Annotated in this window: 18 protein-coding genes; 13 read left to right on the top strand and 5 right to left on the bottom strand. The window is 70.7% G+C overall.

The genetic code is table 11. The annotated features are described in order from the left end of the window. Positions 1-90: 90 nt before the first annotated feature. Positions 91-486, top strand: a complete 396-nt coding sequence (locus E9934_RS07870; RefSeq protein ID WP_136562342.1) for a cold-shock protein — start codon at positions 91-93, stop codon at positions 484-486. Positions 487-492: 6 nt separating this feature from the next. Here E9934_RS07870 and E9934_RS07865 read toward each other — a convergent pair whose 3' ends face one another. Beyond that, positions 493-1,953 (bottom strand): MFS transporter, encoded by a 1,461-nt coding sequence (locus E9934_RS07865; RefSeq protein WP_136562341.1) that lies wholly within the window; start codon positions 1,951-1,953, stop codon positions 493-495. 89 nt (positions 1,954-2,042) lie between these two features. On the opposite strand from E9934_RS07865, the gene E9934_RS07860 reads away from it, so the two are divergent. Continuing rightward, positions 2,043-2,819, top strand: coding sequence for a DUF3027 domain-containing protein (locus E9934_RS07860; protein ID WP_238694834.1), 777 nt, complete (start codon positions 2,043-2,045; stop codon positions 2,817-2,819). Between the two features lie 22 nt (positions 2,820-2,841). Here E9934_RS07860 and E9934_RS07855 read toward each other — a convergent pair whose 3' ends face one another. Beyond that, the gene (locus E9934_RS07855) at positions 2,842-3,474 is read right to left on the bottom strand and encodes a class I SAM-dependent methyltransferase (protein WP_136562340.1); all 633 of its coding nucleotides are present in this window, start codon (positions 3,472-3,474) and stop codon (positions 2,842-2,844) included. Next, the gene (locus E9934_RS07850; RefSeq protein WP_238694833.1) at positions 3,467-3,760 is read right to left on the bottom strand and encodes a DUF2530 domain-containing protein; all 294 of its coding nucleotides are present in this window, start codon (positions 3,758-3,760) and stop codon (positions 3,467-3,469) included. The genes E9934_RS07855 and E9934_RS07850 overlap by 8 nt, the downstream gene beginning before the upstream one ends. Before the next feature lie 80 nt (positions 3,761-3,840). Here E9934_RS07850 and E9934_RS07845 point away from each other — a divergent pair, with 80 nt between their 5' ends. From E9934_RS07845 to E9934_RS07800, 10 genes are all read left to right on the top strand, one after another. After that, complete coding sequence (locus E9934_RS07845) at positions 3,841-5,142, top strand: MFS transporter (protein ID WP_136562339.1); 1,302 nt, start codon at positions 3,841-3,843, stop codon at positions 5,140-5,142. Beyond that, entirely contained in the window at positions 5,139-6,593 is a 1,455-nt protein-coding gene (locus E9934_RS07840; RefSeq protein WP_136562338.1) for an NCS2 family permease, read from the top strand. The genes E9934_RS07845 and E9934_RS07840 overlap by 4 nt, the downstream gene beginning before the upstream one ends. Before the next feature lie 222 nt (positions 6,594-6,815). Continuing rightward, positions 6,816-7,190 (top strand): 30S ribosomal protein S12, encoded by a 375-nt coding sequence (rpsL, locus tag E9934_RS07835; RefSeq protein ID WP_038677267.1) that lies wholly within the window; start codon positions 6,816-6,818, stop codon positions 7,188-7,190. Position 7,191: 1 nt separating this feature from the next. After that, a complete protein-coding gene (gene rpsG, locus E9934_RS07830) occupies positions 7,192-7,662 on the top strand; it encodes a 30S ribosomal protein S7 (protein WP_136562337.1) in 471 nt (156 codons plus the stop codon). 134 nt (positions 7,663-7,796) lie between these two features. Next, entirely contained in the window at positions 7,797-9,869 is a 2,073-nt protein-coding gene (gene fusA / locus E9934_RS07825; protein WP_238694858.1) for an elongation factor G, read from the top strand. A 110-nt stretch (positions 9,870-9,979) separates the two neighbouring features. Then, positions 9,980-11,173 carry an elongation factor Tu gene (gene tuf / locus E9934_RS07820; RefSeq protein WP_136562335.1) on the top strand — a complete coding sequence of 398 codons (1,194 nt, stop codon included), beginning with the start codon at positions 9,980-9,982 and terminating at the stop codon, positions 11,171-11,173. Positions 11,174-11,274: 101 nt separating this feature from the next. Beyond that, positions 11,275-12,015, top strand: coding sequence for a tRNA (guanosine(46)-N7)-methyltransferase TrmB (trmB, locus tag E9934_RS07815; RefSeq protein ID WP_238694832.1), 741 nt, complete (start codon positions 11,275-11,277; stop codon positions 12,013-12,015). Between the two features lie 199 nt (positions 12,016-12,214). Further along, complete coding sequence (locus E9934_RS07810; protein WP_136562333.1) at positions 12,215-13,540, top strand: PhoH family protein; 1,326 nt, start codon at positions 12,215-12,217, stop codon at positions 13,538-13,540. 48 nt (positions 13,541-13,588) lie between these two features. After that, positions 13,589-14,644 carry an NAD(P)-binding domain-containing protein gene (locus tag E9934_RS07805; RefSeq protein WP_136562332.1) on the top strand — a complete coding sequence of 352 codons (1,056 nt, stop codon included), beginning with the start codon at positions 13,589-13,591 and terminating at the stop codon, positions 14,642-14,644. Between the two features lie 138 nt (positions 14,645-14,782). Next, positions 14,783-15,472: an aggregation-promoting factor C-terminal-like domain-containing protein gene (locus tag E9934_RS07800; protein WP_238694831.1), complete on the top strand. Its 690-nt coding sequence runs from the start codon at positions 14,783-14,785 to the stop codon at positions 15,470-15,472. Positions 15,473-15,478: 6 nt separating this feature from the next. Here the strand turns inward: E9934_RS07800 and E9934_RS07795 are convergent, their stop codons facing one another. Continuing rightward, positions 15,479-16,909, bottom strand: a complete 1,431-nt coding sequence (locus E9934_RS07795) for an acyl-CoA synthetase (RefSeq protein WP_136562331.1) — start codon at positions 16,907-16,909, stop codon at positions 15,479-15,481. Positions 16,910-16,999: 90 nt separating this feature from the next. Between E9934_RS07795 and E9934_RS07790 the strand changes: the two genes are divergently transcribed. Further along, positions 17,000-17,311, top strand: coding sequence for a hypothetical protein (locus E9934_RS07790; protein WP_136562330.1), 312 nt, complete (start codon positions 17,000-17,002; stop codon positions 17,309-17,311). 13 nt (positions 17,312-17,324) lie between these two features. Here the strand turns inward: E9934_RS07790 and E9934_RS07785 are convergent, their stop codons facing one another. Further along, on the bottom strand, positions 17,325-18,719 hold the full coding sequence (locus E9934_RS07785; RefSeq protein WP_202977236.1) for a class II fumarate hydratase: 1,395 nt from the start codon (positions 18,717-18,719) through the stop codon (positions 17,325-17,327). Between the last annotated feature and the right edge of the window lie 34 nt (positions 18,720-18,753).

Genomic DNA, 18,753 nt, shown 5'->3' with positions numbered 1-18,753 from the left:
CGAGGGCGCTCGCCCGGCGCACTACGATGTGCGGTCGCTGGTCAGTCGACCGGCGAATCGTCGCTCCAGAGTTGAGGAAGGTCGAGACCCGTGCCGACTGGCAAGGTGAAGTGGTACGACGCGGAGAAGGGCTTCGGCTTCCTCTCCCAGTCCGAGGGCCCGGACGTCTACGTGCGCTCCGACGCGCTGCCCGACGGCGTGACCACCCTCAAGGCGGGGACCCGCGTCGAGTTCGGCATCGCGCAGGGCCGCCGCGGCGAGCAGGCGCTGCAGGTGCGCGTCCTCGACGCCCCGACCTCGGTCTCCCGCAACCAGCAGCAGGCCAAGCGCAAGAAGCCCGAGGAGATGGTCCCGATCGTCGAGGACCTGATCCGTCTCCTCGACGGTGTCGGGGAGGCCTACCGGCACGGCCGGCACCCCGACCGTCGTACGGCGCAGCCCGTGGCGAAGCTGCTGCGCGCGCTCGCTGACGAGCTCGAGAGCTGAGCTGGGTCAGCCCCGATAGGCCGTCGGGGGCGGCGGGGGCGGCGGCGCCGGGACGTCGGCGGCCGCGCGGTTGCGCGCGATCCGCTTCGGGGTGGTGCGCAGCACGAACACTGCCCAGGCGCTGATCAGCAGGGCCGCGAAGGCGAGCCCGAAGTCGTTGACCGCGGGATAGGACAGCACGACGCCGAGGAAGCCGCCGACGACCCACGCCAGCTGCAGCGTCGTGTCGCCCTTGGCGAACGCGCTCGCGTGCGCCCGCACCGGCACGCCCGTCTGGATGGTCGAATCGAGCGAGACCTTGGCGAGATATTGCATCAGCCCGACCGTCACACCGAGCAGGACCAGCGGCAGCAGCGAGTAGAAGATGGTCGCGACGACCAGCATGGCGATGTCGGCGAGCAGCGCGACGACGACCATCACGGCCGGATTGATCCTGCGGGCCAGCGAGGCGACGACGATGCCGATGGTGTTGCCGAGACCGGCGCCGCCGACGACCAGACCGATGAGCAGCGTGGAGCGGGTCGTGCTCTCCCACCCGTCGAGGGGCTCGGTGGCGAGCACGAACGTCATGAACATCGTCAGGAACCCCGACAGCAGACGGGGTCCGCAGTTGGCGCGCAGCGCGAAGGCGACCTTGGGGGGGAGTCCGGTGGGACGCCGGGTGCCGGTCACCGCGCTGCGGGGGGCGTCGATGGACTCCTCGCCCGCCTTGGAGTCGACCTGGTCCGGCAGCAGGATCGCCGCGATCGTGCCGATGGTGAAGACCACGAACGCGTAGCGGCAGGCCCACTCGGGGCCGATCCAGTAGGCCGCGCCGGCCAGGGGCGCGGACACGCAGGCGCCCACCACACCGGCGAGGGCCACGCGACCATTGGCCTTGACGAGGGTGATCTCGTGGGGGAGCAGGCGCGGGACGGCCGACGCCTTGGCCACGCCGTAGGCCTTCGAGGACACGAGGACGCCGAGTGCCGAGATGTAGAACAGCGCCGAGCCGTCCTCCAGTGCGCCCGCGAGCACCCAGCACAGGAAGGCGCGCAGCGCGAAGGTCGCGCCGATCGCCCAGCGGCGTCCGTGGCTGAAGCGGTCGAGGAACGGCCCGATCAGCGGGGCGACGATCGCGAACGGGACCATGGTGAGCCCGAGGAAGAGGAGCACCGGTCCGCGTTGCCCGCTGGTCGCGCCGGCGAAGAACACCGTGCCGGCCAGGGCGATGGCGAAGGCCGAGTCGCCTGCCGCGTTGGCCGAGTGCAGCTCGATCAGTCGCTTCAGCCCGGATCGCTCGGCGCCCTGCGCGCCCGCGGCCCTGCGGGCCTGGCGGAAGGTCGCCCGCCCGGCGCGCCCCGTCACGACGGCCGCGCCCCTGAGCCCGCGCGCCGTCGCGCGCGCGGCGTCGACCGCGCGGGTGGACCCGGTGTCGTCCGTGGGGCCCGGCGGCGGCGGGGGAGGCGGAGGGCCGTGCGAGCTCACGGCTCCTATCTTGCCTGCTCCCTCCGACCCCGCACGCCAGGACGCCCCCCGACGTGACGATCGTCGCCCGGATGGGGGATGCTGTGCCGGTGTCCACCCTGGAGCGCAAGCTGACCGACGCCGTCACCGCCGACGCCGTCGACGCCGCCCGCGAGGCGCTGGTCGTCGAGGTCGATGCCGCCGACGTGGGTGACCACGCCGGAGTGACCGTCGACGGCCTCCGGGTCGTGACCCACCTGTTCGAGTGCCGCCGCAAGGGCTACGTCGGGTGGCAGTGGGCCGTCACCCTCACCCGCGCGTCGCGCCAGCGCAAGGTCACGGTCGTCGAGGTCGTGCTGCTCCCGGGCCCCGATGCGATCATCGCGCCGGCCTGGGTCCCCTACCGCGACCGCCTGCAGCCCGGTGACATGTCGCCCGGCGACCTGCTGCCGGTCGACGACGACGACCCGCGGCTCGTGCCGACGTACTCCTTCGGCGACGACCCGCTCGACGCCGACGAGAAGGCCCAGGTGCGCCAGGTCGCCAAGGACCTCGGCCTGGGCTGGGTGCGGGTGCTCTCGCCCGAGGGTCGCGACCGTGCCGCCGAGCGGTGGTACGACGGCGATGCCGGCCCCGACGCGCCGATCGCCAAGTCGGCGCCCCACCAGTGCCACTCCTGTGGCTTCCTGGTCCGCCTCGCCGGGCCGATGTCGGAGATGTTCGGCGTGTGCGCCAACGGCGATGCCAACGACGACGGCCGCGTGGTCGCCCACCAGCACGGTTGCGGCGCCCACTCCGAGGTCCGCCTCAGCAAGCGGCAGCAGACGCAGCCGCCGGCACCCCCGGTGGTCGACACGATCTCGGGCGAGGAGCTCGAGCGGTTCTGACGGCAGGCCGCGGCCTGGTCGCTCAGCCTCGCGAGAGCAGCCAGACGGCGTACTGGTCGTCGACCGGACGCAGGTCGTAGCCGCCGAACCGGTGGTCCACCCGCAACCCCGCCGCGGTGACGTCCGCGACGAAGTCATCGGGGTCGTAGGCGCGTGCCGTCGCCGGCCCGCCGACCAGGTGGAAGCCGGCGAGGATCCGCCCGCCCGGTGCGAGCAGGTCGCGCAGCCGGGTCAGGACCGCGACCTCGGTGCCGTCGGCGACGAAGGTCAGCACGTTGCCCACGCACACCACCAGGTCGTACGACGTCGGCGCGTCGGCCGCGGTGAGGGCCGCATCCGTCAGCGCGAGGATCTCGAGGGGGAGGACGGCGAGGTCGGGCCAGAGATCGCGTGACTGCGTGACGAGGACCGGGTCGGGCTCGGCCGCCACCACGTGGTGGCCGCGGTCCTGCAGCCAGGCGCCGATCCGGCCCATGCCGGAGCCGGCATCCAGGATCCGCGCGCCGCGCGGGACCATCGCGTCGGCGAGGCGGGCCTCGCCGACGATGTCCTCACCTGCGTCGAGCAGCTGGGCGAAGCGGTCGCCGTAGCCGGCGTTCCGGGCACCGCCGAGCGCCCAGCGAGTCGGAGGGAGCGGGTCGGACGCGTCAGGCATCCGGCAGCTCGTCGTGGTCCGTCCGGAGCTGGCGTCGGCGCTTGCAGTACTCGACGCCGAGGAGCCCGAGCCCGACACCGGTCAGGCACATCCACAGCAGCCAGGTCTGGCCCTCCTCCTCGAGTCGGCCATAGAAGGGCAGCAACGCGACGAAGGCGACCAGGAACACGACGGTGCCGACCTGCACGGTCCGCACGCCGTCGACGTCGAGCGGCTCGACCGGCGCGATCAGATAGGTGCGCTTGCCGATCTCGTGCTGGGTCGGCTGGTCGTCACGGAGCTCCACCTCGTGATCGTAACCCCGCCCGCCGGGGCCAACTCATCGAGGGAACAACCGGGGCGCCGTCGGTGTTGCAGAGGTGTGCCGTGACGCGCCGACACCCACCGAACCCCGAGGAGGAGTTCCCCACGAGTCCCCGATTCCGTTCCCTCGCACATCCCAACTATCGCCTCTACTTCGCCGGGAGCCTCGTCTCCAACGTCGGCACGTGGATGCAACGAGTGGCCCAGGACTGGCTGGTCCTGACGATCCCCGGCAACGGCGGCGCCGCCCTCGGCATCACGACCGGCCTCCAGTTCCTTCCGGTCCTCCTGCTCTCCCCCTACGCCGGCGTGATCGCCGACCGGTTCGCCAAACGGCGGCTGCTGCAGCTGACCCAGGCGACCATGGCCCTCGCCGCCGCGGCCCTCGGCGTCATCGCCGCCCTCGGGGTCGCCGAGACGTGGCACGTCTACGTGCTCGCGTTCGTCTTCGGCATCGGCGCCGCCTTCGACGCGCCCGCCCGTCAGGCCTTCGTCTCCGAGCTCGTCGGGCCCGACGACGTCACCAACGCCGTGAGCCTCAACTCGGCGGCGTTCAACAGCGCCCGGATGATCGGTCCCGGCCTCGCCGGGCTGCTGATCGGTGTCGGCGGCGGCGGCATGCGGGCCACCGGCTGGGTCATCCTCGCCAACGCGGTGTCCTACCTCGCCGTCATCTGGCAGCTGCGCCGGATGGACCCGGACGCTCTGCACTCCGCCCGCCCGGTCGCCCGCACCCCCGGCATGCTGCGGGCCGGATTCGCCTACGTCCGCAGCCAGCCCAAGATGCTGCTGATCCTGGTGCTCGTCTTCTTCGTGGGCACGTTCGGCATGAACTTCCAGATCACCTCGGCGCTGATGGCGACCGAGGTCTTCGGCAAGGGCGCCGAGGAGTACGGCGTCCTCGGGTCGGTGCTCGCGATCGGCTCGCTCACCGGGGCGCTGCTGGCGGCCGGCCGCACGCGGGTGCGACTGCGCCTGCTGCTCGGTGCCGCGGTCGCGTTCGGCGTGCTGGAGATCGTGGCCGGTCTCGCGCCGTCGTACCTCGTCTTCGTGGTGCTGTGCCCGCTGCTCGGCGTCACCGTGATCACGGTGCTCAACTCCTGCAACGCCCTGCTCCAGGTCGAGTCGGAGCCGGCGATGCGCGGGCGGGTGATGGCGATCTACCTGACCATCGTCATGGGTGGCACGCCGCTCGGTGCTCCGGCGATCGGGTGGATCGGCGAGCACTTCGGTGCCCGGTGGACGCTCGTCGTCGGCGGCGCACTCGTCCTGGTCGGCGTGGCTGCTGCCGTCGCGGTGCGGGCGCTGGCCGAACGGACCGCGGGGGAGCCGACGGGGCGGGCTGCTGTCATGCTTCGCTCGTGAGCAGCACTGCGACCCCTGCCAGCCGGATCGACCGCTACTTCCGCATCGCCGAGCGTGGCTCCACGGTCGGTCGCGAGATCCGCGGAGGGGTCGTCACCTTCTTCACGATGGCCTACATCGTGGTGCTCAACCCGTTGATCCTCGGCTACGCGGTCGACGCCGACGGCCAGTACCTCGGTGGCGGGGCCGAGCCCGATCTCGCCGCGATCGCCGCCGGGACCGCGCTGGTGGCCGGTGTGCTGACGCTGCTGATGGGCGTGGTGGCCAACTACCCGATGGCGCTCGCCACGGGTCTGGGGCTGAACGCGTTCGTGGCGTTCTCGGTCGCCAGCCAGATGACGTGGGCCGACGCGATGGGCCTGGTGGTGATGGAGGGCATCGTCATCCTCGTCCTCGTGCTCACCGGCTTCCGGACCGCGGTCTTCCGGGCAGTGCCCGCGCAGCTCAAGGTCGCGATCTCGGTCGGGATCGGGCTGTTCATCGCCCTGATCGGCTTCGTCGACGCGGGCTTCGTGACCCGGATCGGCGACATCGCCGGCACGACCGTGCCGGTGCAGCTGGGCGGCGACGGCAACCTGAGCGGCTGGCCGGTCGTGGTGTTCATCGCGGGCCTGCTGCTGATGCTCGCGCTGTGGCTGCGCCAGGTGCGGGGCGCGATCCTCATCTCGATCCTCACCATGACCGTGGTCGCGATCGTGGTGGAGGCCGTGGCAGACCTCGGCCGCGCCTCCGAGCAGGCGGGTGGCTGGGCGCTGACCGTGCCGGCCTGGCCCGACGACATCCAGGCGCCCGGCTTCGGCACCCTCGGCGAGTTCAGCCTGCTGGGCTCCTGGGACCGGGTCGGGGTCGTGAGCGTCCTGCTCCTGGTCTTCTCGCTGCTGCTGGCCGACTTCTTCGACACGATGGGCACGATGACCGCGATCGGCGCCGAGGCCGCTCTGCTGGACGAGGACGGCAACCCGCCGAACCCCGAGCGGATCCTCGTCGTCGACTCGGTCGCGGCGATCGCGGGCGGTGCGGCCGGTGTCTCCTCCAACACCTCCTACATCGAGTCGGCCTCCGGCGTCGGGGAGGGCGCTCGCACCGGACTGGCCTCGGTCGTGACCGGCGTGCTGTTCCTGCTCACGATCTTCCTGTCGCCGTTCGTGGCGATGATCCCGTCGGAGGCGGCCGTGCCCGCGCTCGTGCTCGTCGGCTTCCTGATGATGCAGCAGGTCACCGAGATCGACTGGAAGGATCCCGGCATCGCGCTCCCGGCGTTCCTCACGATCGTCCTGATGCCGTTCACCTACTCGATCACCGTCGGGATCGGCGCCGGGTTCGTCAGCTACGTCTTCCTGCGGATCGTCGCCGGCCGGGCTCGGGAGCTGCACCCCCTGCTGTGGGTGGTCGCCGGCCTCTTCCTGGTCTACTTCGCGATCGACCCGATCACGCGACTGCTCACGTCGTGAACGGCCGCGTGGCGCCATTTTGACCGGGGTTTGGGCGGCCGGTAACCTCGATTCTCGTGTCTGGGCCTCCCCGGCACGTTGAGCATGCCCGGACGCCGTTTCCGCACCAGCGGATCCGCCGAGCCGCGGCCAGCGCATCGGCACGATCGCTTCACCGCAACACCTCCGAGCCCGGCAGAGCGCCGCGCCGTGACGAGAAAACCACAGAAAGGGAACCACCAGGTGCCCACCATCAATCAGTTGGTCCGCAAGGGCCGCCAGGACAAGGTGTCGAAGACCAAGACGCCTGCCCTGAAGGGTTCGCCCCAGCGACGCGGTGTGTGCACCCGCGTCTACACCACCACCCCGAAGAAGCCGAACTCCGCCCTCCGCAAGGTCGCCCGTGTGCGTCTGAGCAGCGGCGTCGAGGTCACCGCCTACATCCCGGGTGAGGGTCACAACCTGCAGGAGCACTCGATCGTGCTCGTCCGCGGCGGTCGTGTGAAGGACCTGCCCGGTGTTCGCTACAAGGTCATCCGCGGCGCGCTCGACACCCAGGCCGTGAAGAACCGTAAGCAGGCTCGCAGCCGCTACGGCGCCAAGAAGGAGAAGAGCTGACATGCCGCGCAAGGGCCCCGCGCCGAAGCGCCCCATCGACGTCGACCCGGTCTACGGATCGCAGCTGGTGAGCCAGCTGGTCTCGAAGGTGCTCCAGGACGGCAAGAAGCAGGTTGCTCAGCGGATCGTCTACGCCGCTCTCGAGGGCACCCGCGAGAAGACGGGCGTCGACCCGGTCATCACCCTCAAGCGTGCGCTCGACAACGTGCGCCCCGCGCTCGAGGTCAAGTCCCGCCGCGTCGGTGGCGCGACCTACCAGGTCCCGATCGAGGTCAAGGGCAACCGTGGCACCACGCTGTCCCTGCGCTGGCTCGTGGGCTACGCGCAGCAGCGTCGTGAGAAGACGATGGCCGAGCGCCTGCAGAACGAGATCCTCGACGCAGCCAACGGCCTCGGTGCCGCGGTGAAGAAGCGCGAGGACACCCACAAGATGGCCGAGTCCAACAAGGCCTTCGCTCACTACCGCTGGTGATCTCGTCGGAGCGGGCCCGCCACCGCGGCGCCCGCTCCGGCACCCACCGGCTCCATCCACAAACCTAAGGAACGCTGACTCACGTGGCAGTCGACATCACGACGGACCTCAACGTCGTCCGCAACATCGGCATCATGGCGCACATCGACGCCGGCAAGACCACCACCACCGAGCGCATCCTGTTCTACACCGGCATCACCTACAAGATCGGTGAAGTCCACGATGGCGGCGCCACGATGGACTGGATGGAGCAGGAGCAGGAGCGCGGCATCACGATCACGTCCGCCGCGACGACCTGCTGGTGGAAGAAGCACCAGATCAACATCATCGACACCCCCGGGCACGTCGACTTCACCGTCGAGGTCGAGCGCTCGCTGCGCGTCCTCGACGGCGCCGTCGCGGTCTTCGACGGTGTCGCCGGTGTCGAGCCGCAAACGATGACGGTGTGGCGCCAGGCCAACAAGTACGCCGTCCCGCGGATGTGCTTCATCAACAAGCTCGACCGCACCGGCGCGGACTTCTACCGCGTCGTCGACTCGATCGTCGCCAAGCTCAACTCCACGCCGCTGGTGCTGCAGCTCCCGATCGGCGCCGAGGGCGACTTCATCGGCATCGTCGACCTGGTCGAGATGAACGCCAAGGTGTGGCGCGGCGAGACCGAGCAGGGCGAGGACTACGTCGTCGAGGAGATCCCCGCGGACCTGGCCGACAAGGCCGCCGAGTACCGCGAGAAGTTCGTCGAGACCCTCGCCGAGGCCGACGACGACATCATGGAGGTCTACCTCGAGGACGGCGACGTCTTCGACGTCCCGACCCTCAAGGCCGCGATCCGTCGCGCGACCCTGGCCGACAAGGTCAACCCGATCCTCACCGGCACCGCGTTCAAGAACAAGGGCGTCCAGCCCCTGCTCGACGCGATCGTCGACTACCTCCCCTCGCCGCTCGACGTGGACGGCATCGTCGGCCACAAGCCGGGCGCCGAGGAGACCGAGGAGAACGAGATCGTCCGCAAGCCGTCGTCCGACGAGCCGCTCGCTGCGCTGGCGTTCAAGATCGCCGCGGACCCGCACCTGGGCAAGCTGACCTTCGTCCGCGTCTACTCGGGCAAGCTCGAGGCCGGCGGCACCGTGCTCAACACGAGCAACGGCCGCAAGGAGCGGATCGGCAAGGTCTACCAGATGCACGCCAACAAGCGTGAGGAGATCGCGTCGGTCGGCGCCGGCCAGATCGTCGCCGTCATGGGCCTCAAGGACACCCGGACCGGGCACACGCTCTCCGACTCGTCCAAGCAGGTCGTGCTGGAGTCGATGACCTTCCCGGCTCCCGTGATCTCGGTCGCCATCGAGCCGAAGACCAAGGCCGACCAGGAGAAGCTGGGCGTCGCCATCGGCCGTCTCGCCGAGGAGGACCCGACCTTCGTCGTCAAGACCGACGAGGAGACCGGCCAGACCATCATCTCCGGCATGGGCGAGCTCCACCTGGAGATCCTCGTCGACCGGATGAAGCGCGAGTTCCGGGTCGAGGCCACCGTCGGCAAGCCGCAGGTCGCCTACCGCGAGACCATCCGCGGCACTGTCTCGAACCACAGCTACACGCACAAGAAGCAGACCGGTGGTTCGGGCCAGTTCGCGAAGGTCGTCATCTCGCTCGAGCCGAACCTCGACCCCGAGACCGGTCTCGGTGCGGGCTACGAGTTCGTCAACAACGTCACCGGTGGCCGCGTCCCGCGCGAGTACATCCCGTCGGTCGACAACGGCGGCCAGGAGGCCATGGAGTTCGGCGTCCTCGCCGGCTACCCGATGGTCGACGTGAAGTTCACCCTCGAGGACGGCGCCTACCACGACGTCGACTCCTCCGAGCTCGCGTTCAAGATCGCCGGCATCCAGTCGTTCAAGGAGGCCGCTCGCCAGGCGAAGCCGGTCCTCCTCGAGCCGGTGTTCGCCGTCGAGGTCACCACCCCCGAGGACTTCCTCGGCACGGTCATCGGCGACATCAACAGCCGTCGCGGCCAGATCCGCGCGCAGGAGGAGCGTCACGGCGACATCGTCGTGTCGGGCCTCGTGCCGCTCTCCGAGATGTTCGGGTACGTTGGCGACCTGAGGTCCAAGACCTCTGGTCAGGCGTCGTACTCGATGGAGTTCGACTCGTACGCCGAGGTTCCCACGAACATCGCCGACGAGATCATCAAGAAGGCGCGCGGTGAGTGACGCTTGGGGGCTCCGCCCCCAAGTACCCCCGACCGGGGGACACTCGCCCGTGCATTCGGCGCACCACCCTTCCAGTACGAGTCAAGTAACAATCCCAGGAGGAGCCAGCAATGGCTAAGGCCAAGTTCGAGCGGACCAAGCCGCACGTCAACATCGGCACCATCGGTCACATCGACCACGGCAAGACCACGCTGACCGCGGCGATCTCGAAGGTCCTGCACGACAAGTACCCGGACCTCAACGAGGCCTCGCCGTTCGACCAGATCGACAAGGCTCCCGAGGAGCGTCAGCGCGGCATCACGATCTCGATCGCGCACATCGAGTACCAGACCGAGGCGCGTCACTACGCCCACGTCGACTGCCCGGGTCACGCTGACTACATCAAGAACATGATCACCGGTGCCGCGCAGATGGACGGCGCGATCCTGGTGGTCGCCGCGACCGACGGCCCGATGCCGCAGACCCGCGAGCACGTGCTGCTCGCCCGCCAGGTCGGCGTGCCCGCCCTGGTCGTCGCGCTCAACAAGTGCGACATGGTCGACGACGAGGAGCTCATCGAGCTCGTCGAGATGGAGGTGCGCGAGCTCCTCTCCGAGTACGAGTACCCGGGCGACGACGTCCCCGTCGTGCGCGTGGCGGCCTTCCCGGCCCTCAACGGCGACGCCAAGTGGGGCGACTCGGTCGGCGAGCTCATGGCAGCCGTCGACGAGTACATCCCCCAGCCCGAGCGTGAGATCGACAAGCCGTTCCTCATGCCCGTCGAGGACGTCTTCACGATCACCGGTCGTGGCACCGTCATCACCGGTCGTATCGAGCGCGGCATCGTCAAGGTCAACGAGGAGGTCGAGATCATCGGCATCCGCGAGGGCGCGATCAAGTCGACCGTCACCGGTGTCGAGATGTTCCGCAAGCTGCTCGACGAGGGCCAGGCGGGCGAGAACGTCGGTCTGCTCCTCCGTGGCACCAAGCGCGAGGACGTCGAGCGCGGCATGGTCGTGATCAAGCCGGGCACGACCACCCCGCACACCAACTTCGAGGCGTCGGTCTACATCCTCTCGAAGGAGGAGGGCGGCCGTCACACGCCGTTCTTCAACAACTACCGTCCGCAGTTCTACTTCCGGACCACGGACGTGACCGGCGTCGTGACCCTTCCCGAGGGCACCGAGATGGTCATGCCGGGCGACAACACGGACATGTCGGTCGAGCTCATCCAGCCGATCGCCATGGACGAGGGTCTGAAGTTCGCGATCCGTGAGGGTGGCCGCACCGTCGGCGCCGGCCGGGTCACGAAGATCACCAAGTGAACTGGTTGATCTGACCTGCTTGTCAGGAGCCCCTCGCACCTTCGGGTGCGGGGGGCTCCTGCATTTCGGGCTGCGCGTGCGGAGCCGGGAGAATGGCCCTCGTGAACGACCAGCAGCATCCCGGCGTCCGTCCCGCCCGCCCGCACACCAAGGTCACCGACGACGGTCGGCGGCAGCGGGAGGTCCTGACCTACGCACGACGGGGGAGCCGGCTCAGCTCTCCGCGCCAGCAGCGCGGCTGGGAGACGTACGCCGAGCGGTGGGTCATCCCCGACGACGCGGTCGACGAGCCCGGCTTCGCCTGGTCGGACTGGTTCGGGCGGGAGGCGCCGCTGATCGTGGAGATCGGCGGTGGCGTGGGCGAGGCGACGGCGGCGCTCGCGGCCGCCCGGCCGTCGTACGACATCTTGTCGCTGGAGGTCTGGGTGCCCGGCGTCGCGGAGAGCATGTGGCGTGTGGGGGAGGCCGGCGCGAGCAACGTGCGCTTCTGCAGCGTCGACGCGGTGTGGACCTTCGAGCACCTGCTGGCCGAGGGATCGGTGGCCGAGGTGTGGACCTTCTTCCCCGATCCGTGGCACAAGACGCGCCACCACAAGCGGCGTCTCGTCAACGAGGACAACGCCCGCCTCATCGCCTCGCGGCTCGCACCCGGCGGGTCGTGGCGCCTCGCGACCGACTGGCTCGAGTACGCCGAGCAGATGCGTGAGGTCCTCGACGCCGAGGCGACGCTCGAGGGCGGCGTCGTCGAGCGCTGGGGCGAGCGGCCGGTGACGAAGTTCGAGCGCAAGGGCGTGGCGAAGGAGCGCACGATCACCGACCTGGCCTACCGGCGCGTCACCTGACATTAACCTCGCCGCACCGGCGTGGCGCGCCAAACCGACACCTGCCGGGCGTACTTTCCGAGGCAGTGGCAGGTGGGGAAGCCGGCCACATCGGGAGGCCCGACGTGACGCATCACGACACCGCCGCCCGGTCCGTCTACCAGGGATAGGACCGGGCGCCCCAGACAGGGGAGGCGCGCGGTCCGGTGAGGTGTGAACAGTGGGAAACACCCAGGCTCAGCCCAGCGTCGTGCGTCGTACCTATGTCCTCGACACCAGCGTCCTGCTGGCCGACCCGGCCGCGCTGCGCCGGTTCGCCGAGCACGAGGTCGTGCTGCCGGTGGTCGTCATCACCGAGCTGGAGGCCAAGCGGCACCACCCCGAGCTGGGCTACTTCGCCCGCAGCGCCCTGCGCGCGCTGGACGAGATGCGTGTCGACCACGGTCGGCTCGACACCCCGGTCCCCGTCGGCGACGAGGGCGGGACGGTGCGTGTCGAGCTCAACCACACCGACGCCGCCTCGCTGCCCTCCGGCTTCCGGCTCGGCGACAACGACACCCGGATCCTCGCGGTCGCCCGCAACCTCGCCGACGAGGGCAACGACGTCGTCCTGGTCTCCAAGGACCTGCCGATGCGCATCAAGGCCTCGGCCGTCGGACTCGCCGCCGAGGAATACCGCGGCGAGGCGATCAGCGACTCCGACACCGGCTACTCCGGCATGGCGGAGGTCGAGGTGGCGGCCGCCGACCTCGACGAGCTCTATGACGACGGCACACTCGATCTCGCCGAGGCTCGCGAGCTGCCCTGCCACACCGGCCTGGTGATGCTCTCCGACCGTGGTACGGCGCTCGGTCGCGTCGGCGCCGACAAGCAGGTGCACCTCGTGCGCGGCGACCGGGAGGCCTTCGGCATCCACGGTCGCAGCGCCGAGCAGCGCGTGGCCCTGGAGCTCCTCCTGGACCCCGACGTCGGCATCGTCTCCCTGGGCGGCCGCGCCGGCACCGGCAAGTCCGCCCTCGCGCTGTGTGCGGGCCTCGAGGCGGTCATGGAGCGCCAGCAGCACAAGAAGGTGGTCGTCTTCCGGCCGCTCTTCGCCGTCGGCGGGCAGGAGCTCGGCTACCTGCCGGGCTCGGAGTCGGAGAAGATGTCGCCCTGGGGCCAGGCCGTCTTCGACACGCTCGGTGCGCTCACCTCGCGTGACGTGGTCGACGAGATCCTGGACCGCGGCATGCTCGAGGTGCTGCCGCTGACCCACATCCGCGGGCGCTCCCTGCACGACTCGTTCGTGATCGTCGACGAGGCGCAGTCCCTGGAGCGCAACGTGCTGCTCACGGTGCTCTCCCGGATCGGCGCCAACTCCAAGGTGGTGCTGACCCACGACGTCGCCCAGCGCGACAACCTGCGGGTGGGACGCCACGACGGCATCGTGGCGGTGGTCGAGAAGCTGAAGGGGCACCCGCTCTTCGCCCACGTCACGCTCACCCGGTCGGAGCGCTCGCCCATCGCGGCCCTCGTCACCGAGATGCTGGAGAACGTTGTGGTCTGACAAACCGGGATCGAGGAAGATCGGCCGTGCCCGCAGCGTTCTGCTGACGTGCACGTCCACGACTCCGTCGTCATCGGCGCCGGTCAGGCGGGGTTGTCGGCGTCCTTCCACCTGACCCGGCTGGGCATCGACCACGTGCTGCTCGACGCCGACCGGCATGCGGGGGGTGCGTGGCAGCACCGCTGGGACTCGCTGACGATGGACGACGTCCACGGCGTGGCGGACCTGCCGGACTCGCCCGCGCCCGGGCGGGGCGACGCCCGGGCCAACACGGTGATCGCGGCGTGGTTCGCTGCCTATGAGCGCGACAAGGGGCTGCCGGTGATCCGGCCGGTCCGGGTGGACGCCGTCCGGTCCGACGGCGACCTGCTCGTCGTCGAGGCGGGCGAGCGCCGCTGGACGACCCGGACCGTCATCAACGCCACCGGGACGTGGACCCGGCCGTTCATCCCCTTCTATCCGGGCATCGAGGAGTTCGCGGGCGAGCAGCTCCACACGGCGACCTATCCCGGCCGCGACCACTTCCGTGGCCGCCGCGTCCTGGTCGTCGGTGGCGGCGCCAGCGCCGTCCAGTTCCTCGGCGAGCTGCGGCCGGTCACCGACACCCTCTGGGTGACCCGCCGCGAGCCGGTGTGGAGCCAGGGCGGCGAGTTCGACGGCCGGGCCGCCATCCGCAAGGTGCTCGAGCGCGTCCGCGAGGGCCGGCCGCCGGCATCGGTGGTGAGCGTGACGGGTCTGCGGCTGCGACCGCAGGAGGAGCGGGCCGCGGCCCTCGGCGCCTATCAGCGGCTGCCGATGTTCGACCGGATCGAGGCGCACGGCGTCCGGTGGCACGAGCCCGAGCGCTTCGAGCCCGTCGACACGATCCTGTGGGCGACCGGCTTCCGCCCCGCTGTCGCGCACCTGGCGCCCTTGCACCTCACCAGCGAGCACGGTGGCATCCGGCTCCTCGCGGGCGGTGAAGATGTGCAGTCGGCGACCACCGCGGCCGCCGATCCGCGGGTCCAGCTGGTCGGCTATGGCCCCTCGGCCAGCACGATCGGCGGCAACCGGGCCGGACGTGCGGCGGCCCGCGCCGTAGGACGGCAACTGGGACGCGAGTGACTGCTGTGACGACTGAGGCGCATCGTCGCGGTGTTCCTCCACCGGTTGTGCGGTTCGGTTTGCATGCCCCTGCATCGTCAGGCAGGGTGGTCGCTGGTTGCCGCAGGTGATGACAACGGCGTCGAACCCACTCGGAGGGTGACCGGACCCCCTGTCGTCGAGCCCGGAAACGAGCCCTTGTCGAAGCACGCCTCGCCCGCGCCCAAGCACCGTGGGACCCCGAAGCACGCCCACCTCGCCGAGGCCCCCCGCAAGGCAGCCCGCAACGTGATGCTGCTGTCGTCGGTGGCGGTCGCCGTGACCGGCGTGTCCGTGACCGCCGGAGTCCTGGGCCAGCAGACGACCTCCGAGGCGAGCACCGACGTCGAGGCCCTGGCCCCGGCCGGCGTCGAGACGCCGCTCGTCACGATCGAGCGTGAGGCCGTCGTCTCCCGCTCCGACCGGCGCCCGTCCGGCGAGACCGTCAAGGCCGCCACCCTCGTCGAGGCAGCCCCCGAGGCCGTCACCGAGGAGCGCAAGCTCTCCGACTCCGACCCGCAGGACATCGCTCGCGCGCTGCTGACGGAGTTCGGCTTCTCCTCCGACCAGTTCGACTGCCTCGACTCGCTGTGGACCCGCGAGTCCGGCTGGCGTTGGAACGCCGACAACCCCACCTCGAGCGCCTACGGGATCCCGCAGGCGCTGCCCGGCTCCAAGATGTCCTCCGCCGGTGCCGACTGGGCGACCAACCCGGTCACCCAGATCCGCTGGGGCCTGGGCTACATCCAGGACCGCTACGGCAGCCCGTGCGGCGCCTGGGGCCACTCAGAAGCTGTTGGCTGGTACTGAGCCGGCTCAGGCGAGCTGGGACTTCCTGACCTTCCCCATCTCGTTGCGGGGGAGCGCGTCGGTGAACCGGACCTCGCGCGGGCGCTTGTGGGCGGAGAGCTCCGCGCCGACGTACGACGTGAGCTCGCCGGCCAGCGCGGTCTCGTCGGTCGCCGGTGAGCGCAGCACGACGTGGGCGACGATGCGCTGGCCCAGGTCGGCGTCCGCGACCCCGACGACGGCGCACTCGGCCACCGCGGGGTGGCCGAGCAGGCAGGACTCGATCTCGCCCGCGCCGATCCGGTAGCCGCCCGACTTGATCAGGTCGACCGAGGCGCGGCCGACGATCCGGTGCCGGCCGTCGGCGGCGATGCAGGCCACGTCGCCGGTGCGGAACCAGCCGTCGTCCGTCCATGCCTCTGCCGTGGCATCCGGGCGGTCGAGGTAGCCGGTGAACAGGGTCGGCCCGCGCACCTCCAGCTGCCCGACGGACTCGCCGTCGCGGGGCACGGGGGCGCCGAGGTCGTCGCGCAGCCTGGTCTCGATGCCTGTGACCGGCACGCCGACCCAGCCGGCCTCGCGGCGCCCGTCCGCCCGCGTCGCCACGGTGATCAGCGACTCGGTCATCCCATAGCGCTCGACCACCTCGTGCCCGGTCAGCTCACGGATCCGGCGGAAGACCGGGACCGGCAGGGCGGCGCTGCCCGAGACGAGGAGTCGCGCGTCGCGCAACGCGGCTGCCGACGCGGGCGATTCCGCCAGCCGGCTCCACACGGTCGGCACGCCGAAGAACATCGTCGCGCCCGCGCGGGCCGCATCGGCGTACGCCTCGGGCGTCGGACGCCCGGTGTGGACGAGACCACTGCCGAGCCGGAGGGGACCGAGCACGCCGAGGACCAGACCGTGCACGTGGAAGAGCGGCAGCCCGTGCGCCAACACGTCGGCGGACGTCCAGCCCCACGCGTCGGCCAACGCGTCGAGGTCGTGCGCGACGGCACCGTGGGTGATCACCACGCCCTTGGGCGGGCCGGTCGTGCCGGACGTGTAGAGGACGAACGCGGTGTCAGCAGGGGAGATCTCCACGGGGGAGTACGACGCCCGCGCGGCCGGGTCCGCCGGCACGCGCGGGAGCCCGCTCGGGGCTCCGGGCGCGGCGCCGACCCAGCAGGACGGCGCGCTGTCGCCGAGCAGGTGGCGCAGCTCGGCGGCCCCTGAGTCCGGTGGGACGGGCACGACGGTGACGCCGGCCAGCAGCGCGCCGACCACGGCGACCACGGTCTCCATCGTGGGTGTGGCGTGCACGGCGACCCGGGACGAGCGTGGCAGCGCCGAGAGGTCGTGGGCCACGGCGGCAGCCGCCCCGAGCAGCTCGGCTCCGGTCAGCGTGCTGCCGTCGACCGTGACGGGTCGGCCGGACCCGGCGGCGAGTGCGATGAGGAGCCCGGGCACGACACCCATCCTCCCGGATCCTCGCTTCGCGAGGTGCGGGGGTGCATGATGCGGTCATGGACGGGGCTCGGGTGCCCCGCAGGACGGAAGGAGCCCGCGATGCTCTGGACCATCATCGTGACGATCGTCGGCGGCACCATCATCGGCCTCCTCGGCAAGGCCGTCGCGCCGGGCGACCGGACCAGGTTCCCGCTGTGGCTGACCATGGTCTGCGGCATCGTGGGCATGCTCGCGGGCAGCCTGCTCTACTGGGTGCTCTTCGGTCACAACAACGGGCGCTTCGACGACCACCCCGCCACGTGGGACAACACCACCAACGGCATCGACTGGCTGCGCCACCTCTGGCAGGTGGGTGTCGCCGCCGCCGCGGTCGTCGTCGCCGCGACGCTGACGGGCCGCAAGAAGGTCTGACCCGGCGACCCGGTCACGGCCGGGTCATCGACTCCACGTCGAGCGCGGCGTCCAGCTCCTCGAGGGTCAGGACGCCGCGCTCGACGTAGCCCAGCGCGAGGACGGTCTCGCGGATCGTCGCGCCCTCGGCGAGGGCCTGCTTCGCGACCTTTGCGGCGCTCTCGTAGCCGAGGTGCTTGTTGAGCGGAGTGACGACCGACGGCGAGGACTCGGCATAACGACGCATCCGCTGCTCGTCGGCGGTGATCCCGTCGATGCAGCGGGTGGCGAGGGTGCGCATGGCGGCGGCCAGCAACCGCACGGACTCGAGCACGTTGCGGGCCATGACCGGCATCGCCACGTTGAGCTCGAAGCTGCCGCTCGCTCCGGCCGCGGTGACGGCCGCGTCGTTGCCGACCACCTGCATGCAGACCATCAGCGTGGCCTCCGGCAGGACCGGGTTGACCTTGCCGGGCATGATCGATGAGCCGGGCTGCAGGTCGGGCAGGTGGATCTCGGCGAGCCCGGTCGTCGGCCCGGATCCCATCCAGCGCAGGTCGTTGCAGATCTTGGTGAGTCCCACGGCGATCGTGCGGAGCACGCCGCTGAGCTCGACGAGCGAGTCGCGCGTGCCCTGAGCCTCGAAGTGGTCCCGGGCCTCGGTGAAGGGCTGCCCCGTGGCCCCGGAGAGGGCCGCGATCGCGGTCTCCGCGAAGCCGGGAGGCGTGTTGATCCCGGTGCCGACCGCGGTGCCGCCGAGCGGCAGCTCCCGCACTCGGGGCAGGACGGCGTCGAGGCGCTCCGCGGCGTAGCGGACCGTCGCGGCATAGCCTCCGAACTCCTGGCCGAGCATCACCGGGGTCGCGTCCATCAGGTGGGTCCGGCCCGACTTCACCAGGCCGGCGAACTCGCCGGCCCTGGCTTCCAGCGAGGTCGCGAGGACGTCGATCGCCGGCAGCAGGTCGTCGACCACGGACGAGGCCGCCGCGACGTGGATCGCGGTCGGGAAGGTGTCGTTGCTCGACTGGCTCGCGTTGACGTGGTCGTTGGGATGGACCTCGACGCCCTCGCGGGCGGCCAGCGTGGCGATCACCTCGTTGGCGTTCATGTTGGAGCTCGTGCCGGAGCCCGTCTGGAAGACGTCGATCGGGAACTGGCCGTCGTGGTCACCGGCGGCCACCTCGTCGGCGGCGGCCAGGATCGCCGTGCCCTGGTCCTCGGACAGCACGCCCAGGGCGAGGTTGGCCGTCGCCGCTGCCGCCTTGACCCGGCCGAGGGCGTGGATCAACGCGGGCTCGATCGGTGTGCCGCTGATCGGGAAGTTCTCGACGGCCCGCTGCGTCTGGGCTCGCCACAGGGCGTCGACGGGGACGCGGACCTCGCCCATCGAGTCGTGCTCGATGCGGAACCGCTGCTCGGAGTCACTCACGTCCCGAGCCTACAAAGGCCCGGTAGAAGTGATG

The organism is Nocardioides caeni (genome assembly GCF_004912195.1).
GTDB lineage: Bacteria > Actinomycetota > Actinomycetes > Propionibacteriales > Nocardioidaceae > Nocardioides > Nocardioides caeni.
The sequence above is the reverse complement of the archived record's forward strand: the minus strand, read 5'-3'. Positions and strand labels throughout refer to the sequence as shown.

Coding starts and splice junctions, on each gene's coding strand:
- E9934_RS07795 (WP_136562331.1), bottom strand. CDS start 16,909: ATGGGTGTCGTGCCCGGGCTCCTCATCGCACTCGCCGCCGGGTCCGGC.
- E9934_RS07855 (WP_136562340.1), bottom strand. CDS start 3,474: ATGCCTGACGCGTCCGACCCGCTCCCTCCGACTCGCTGGGCGCTCGGC.
- fusA (WP_238694858.1), top strand. CDS start 7,797: ATGGCGCACATCGACGCCGGCAAGACCACCACCACCGAGCGCATCCTG.
- tuf (WP_136562335.1), top strand. CDS start 9,980: ATGGCTAAGGCCAAGTTCGAGCGGACCAAGCCGCACGTCAACATCGGC.
- rpsG (WP_136562337.1), top strand. CDS start 7,192: ATGCCGCGCAAGGGCCCCGCGCCGAAGCGCCCCATCGACGTCGACCCG.
- E9934_RS07790 (WP_136562330.1), top strand. CDS start 17,000: ATGCTCTGGACCATCATCGTGACGATCGTCGGCGGCACCATCATCGGC.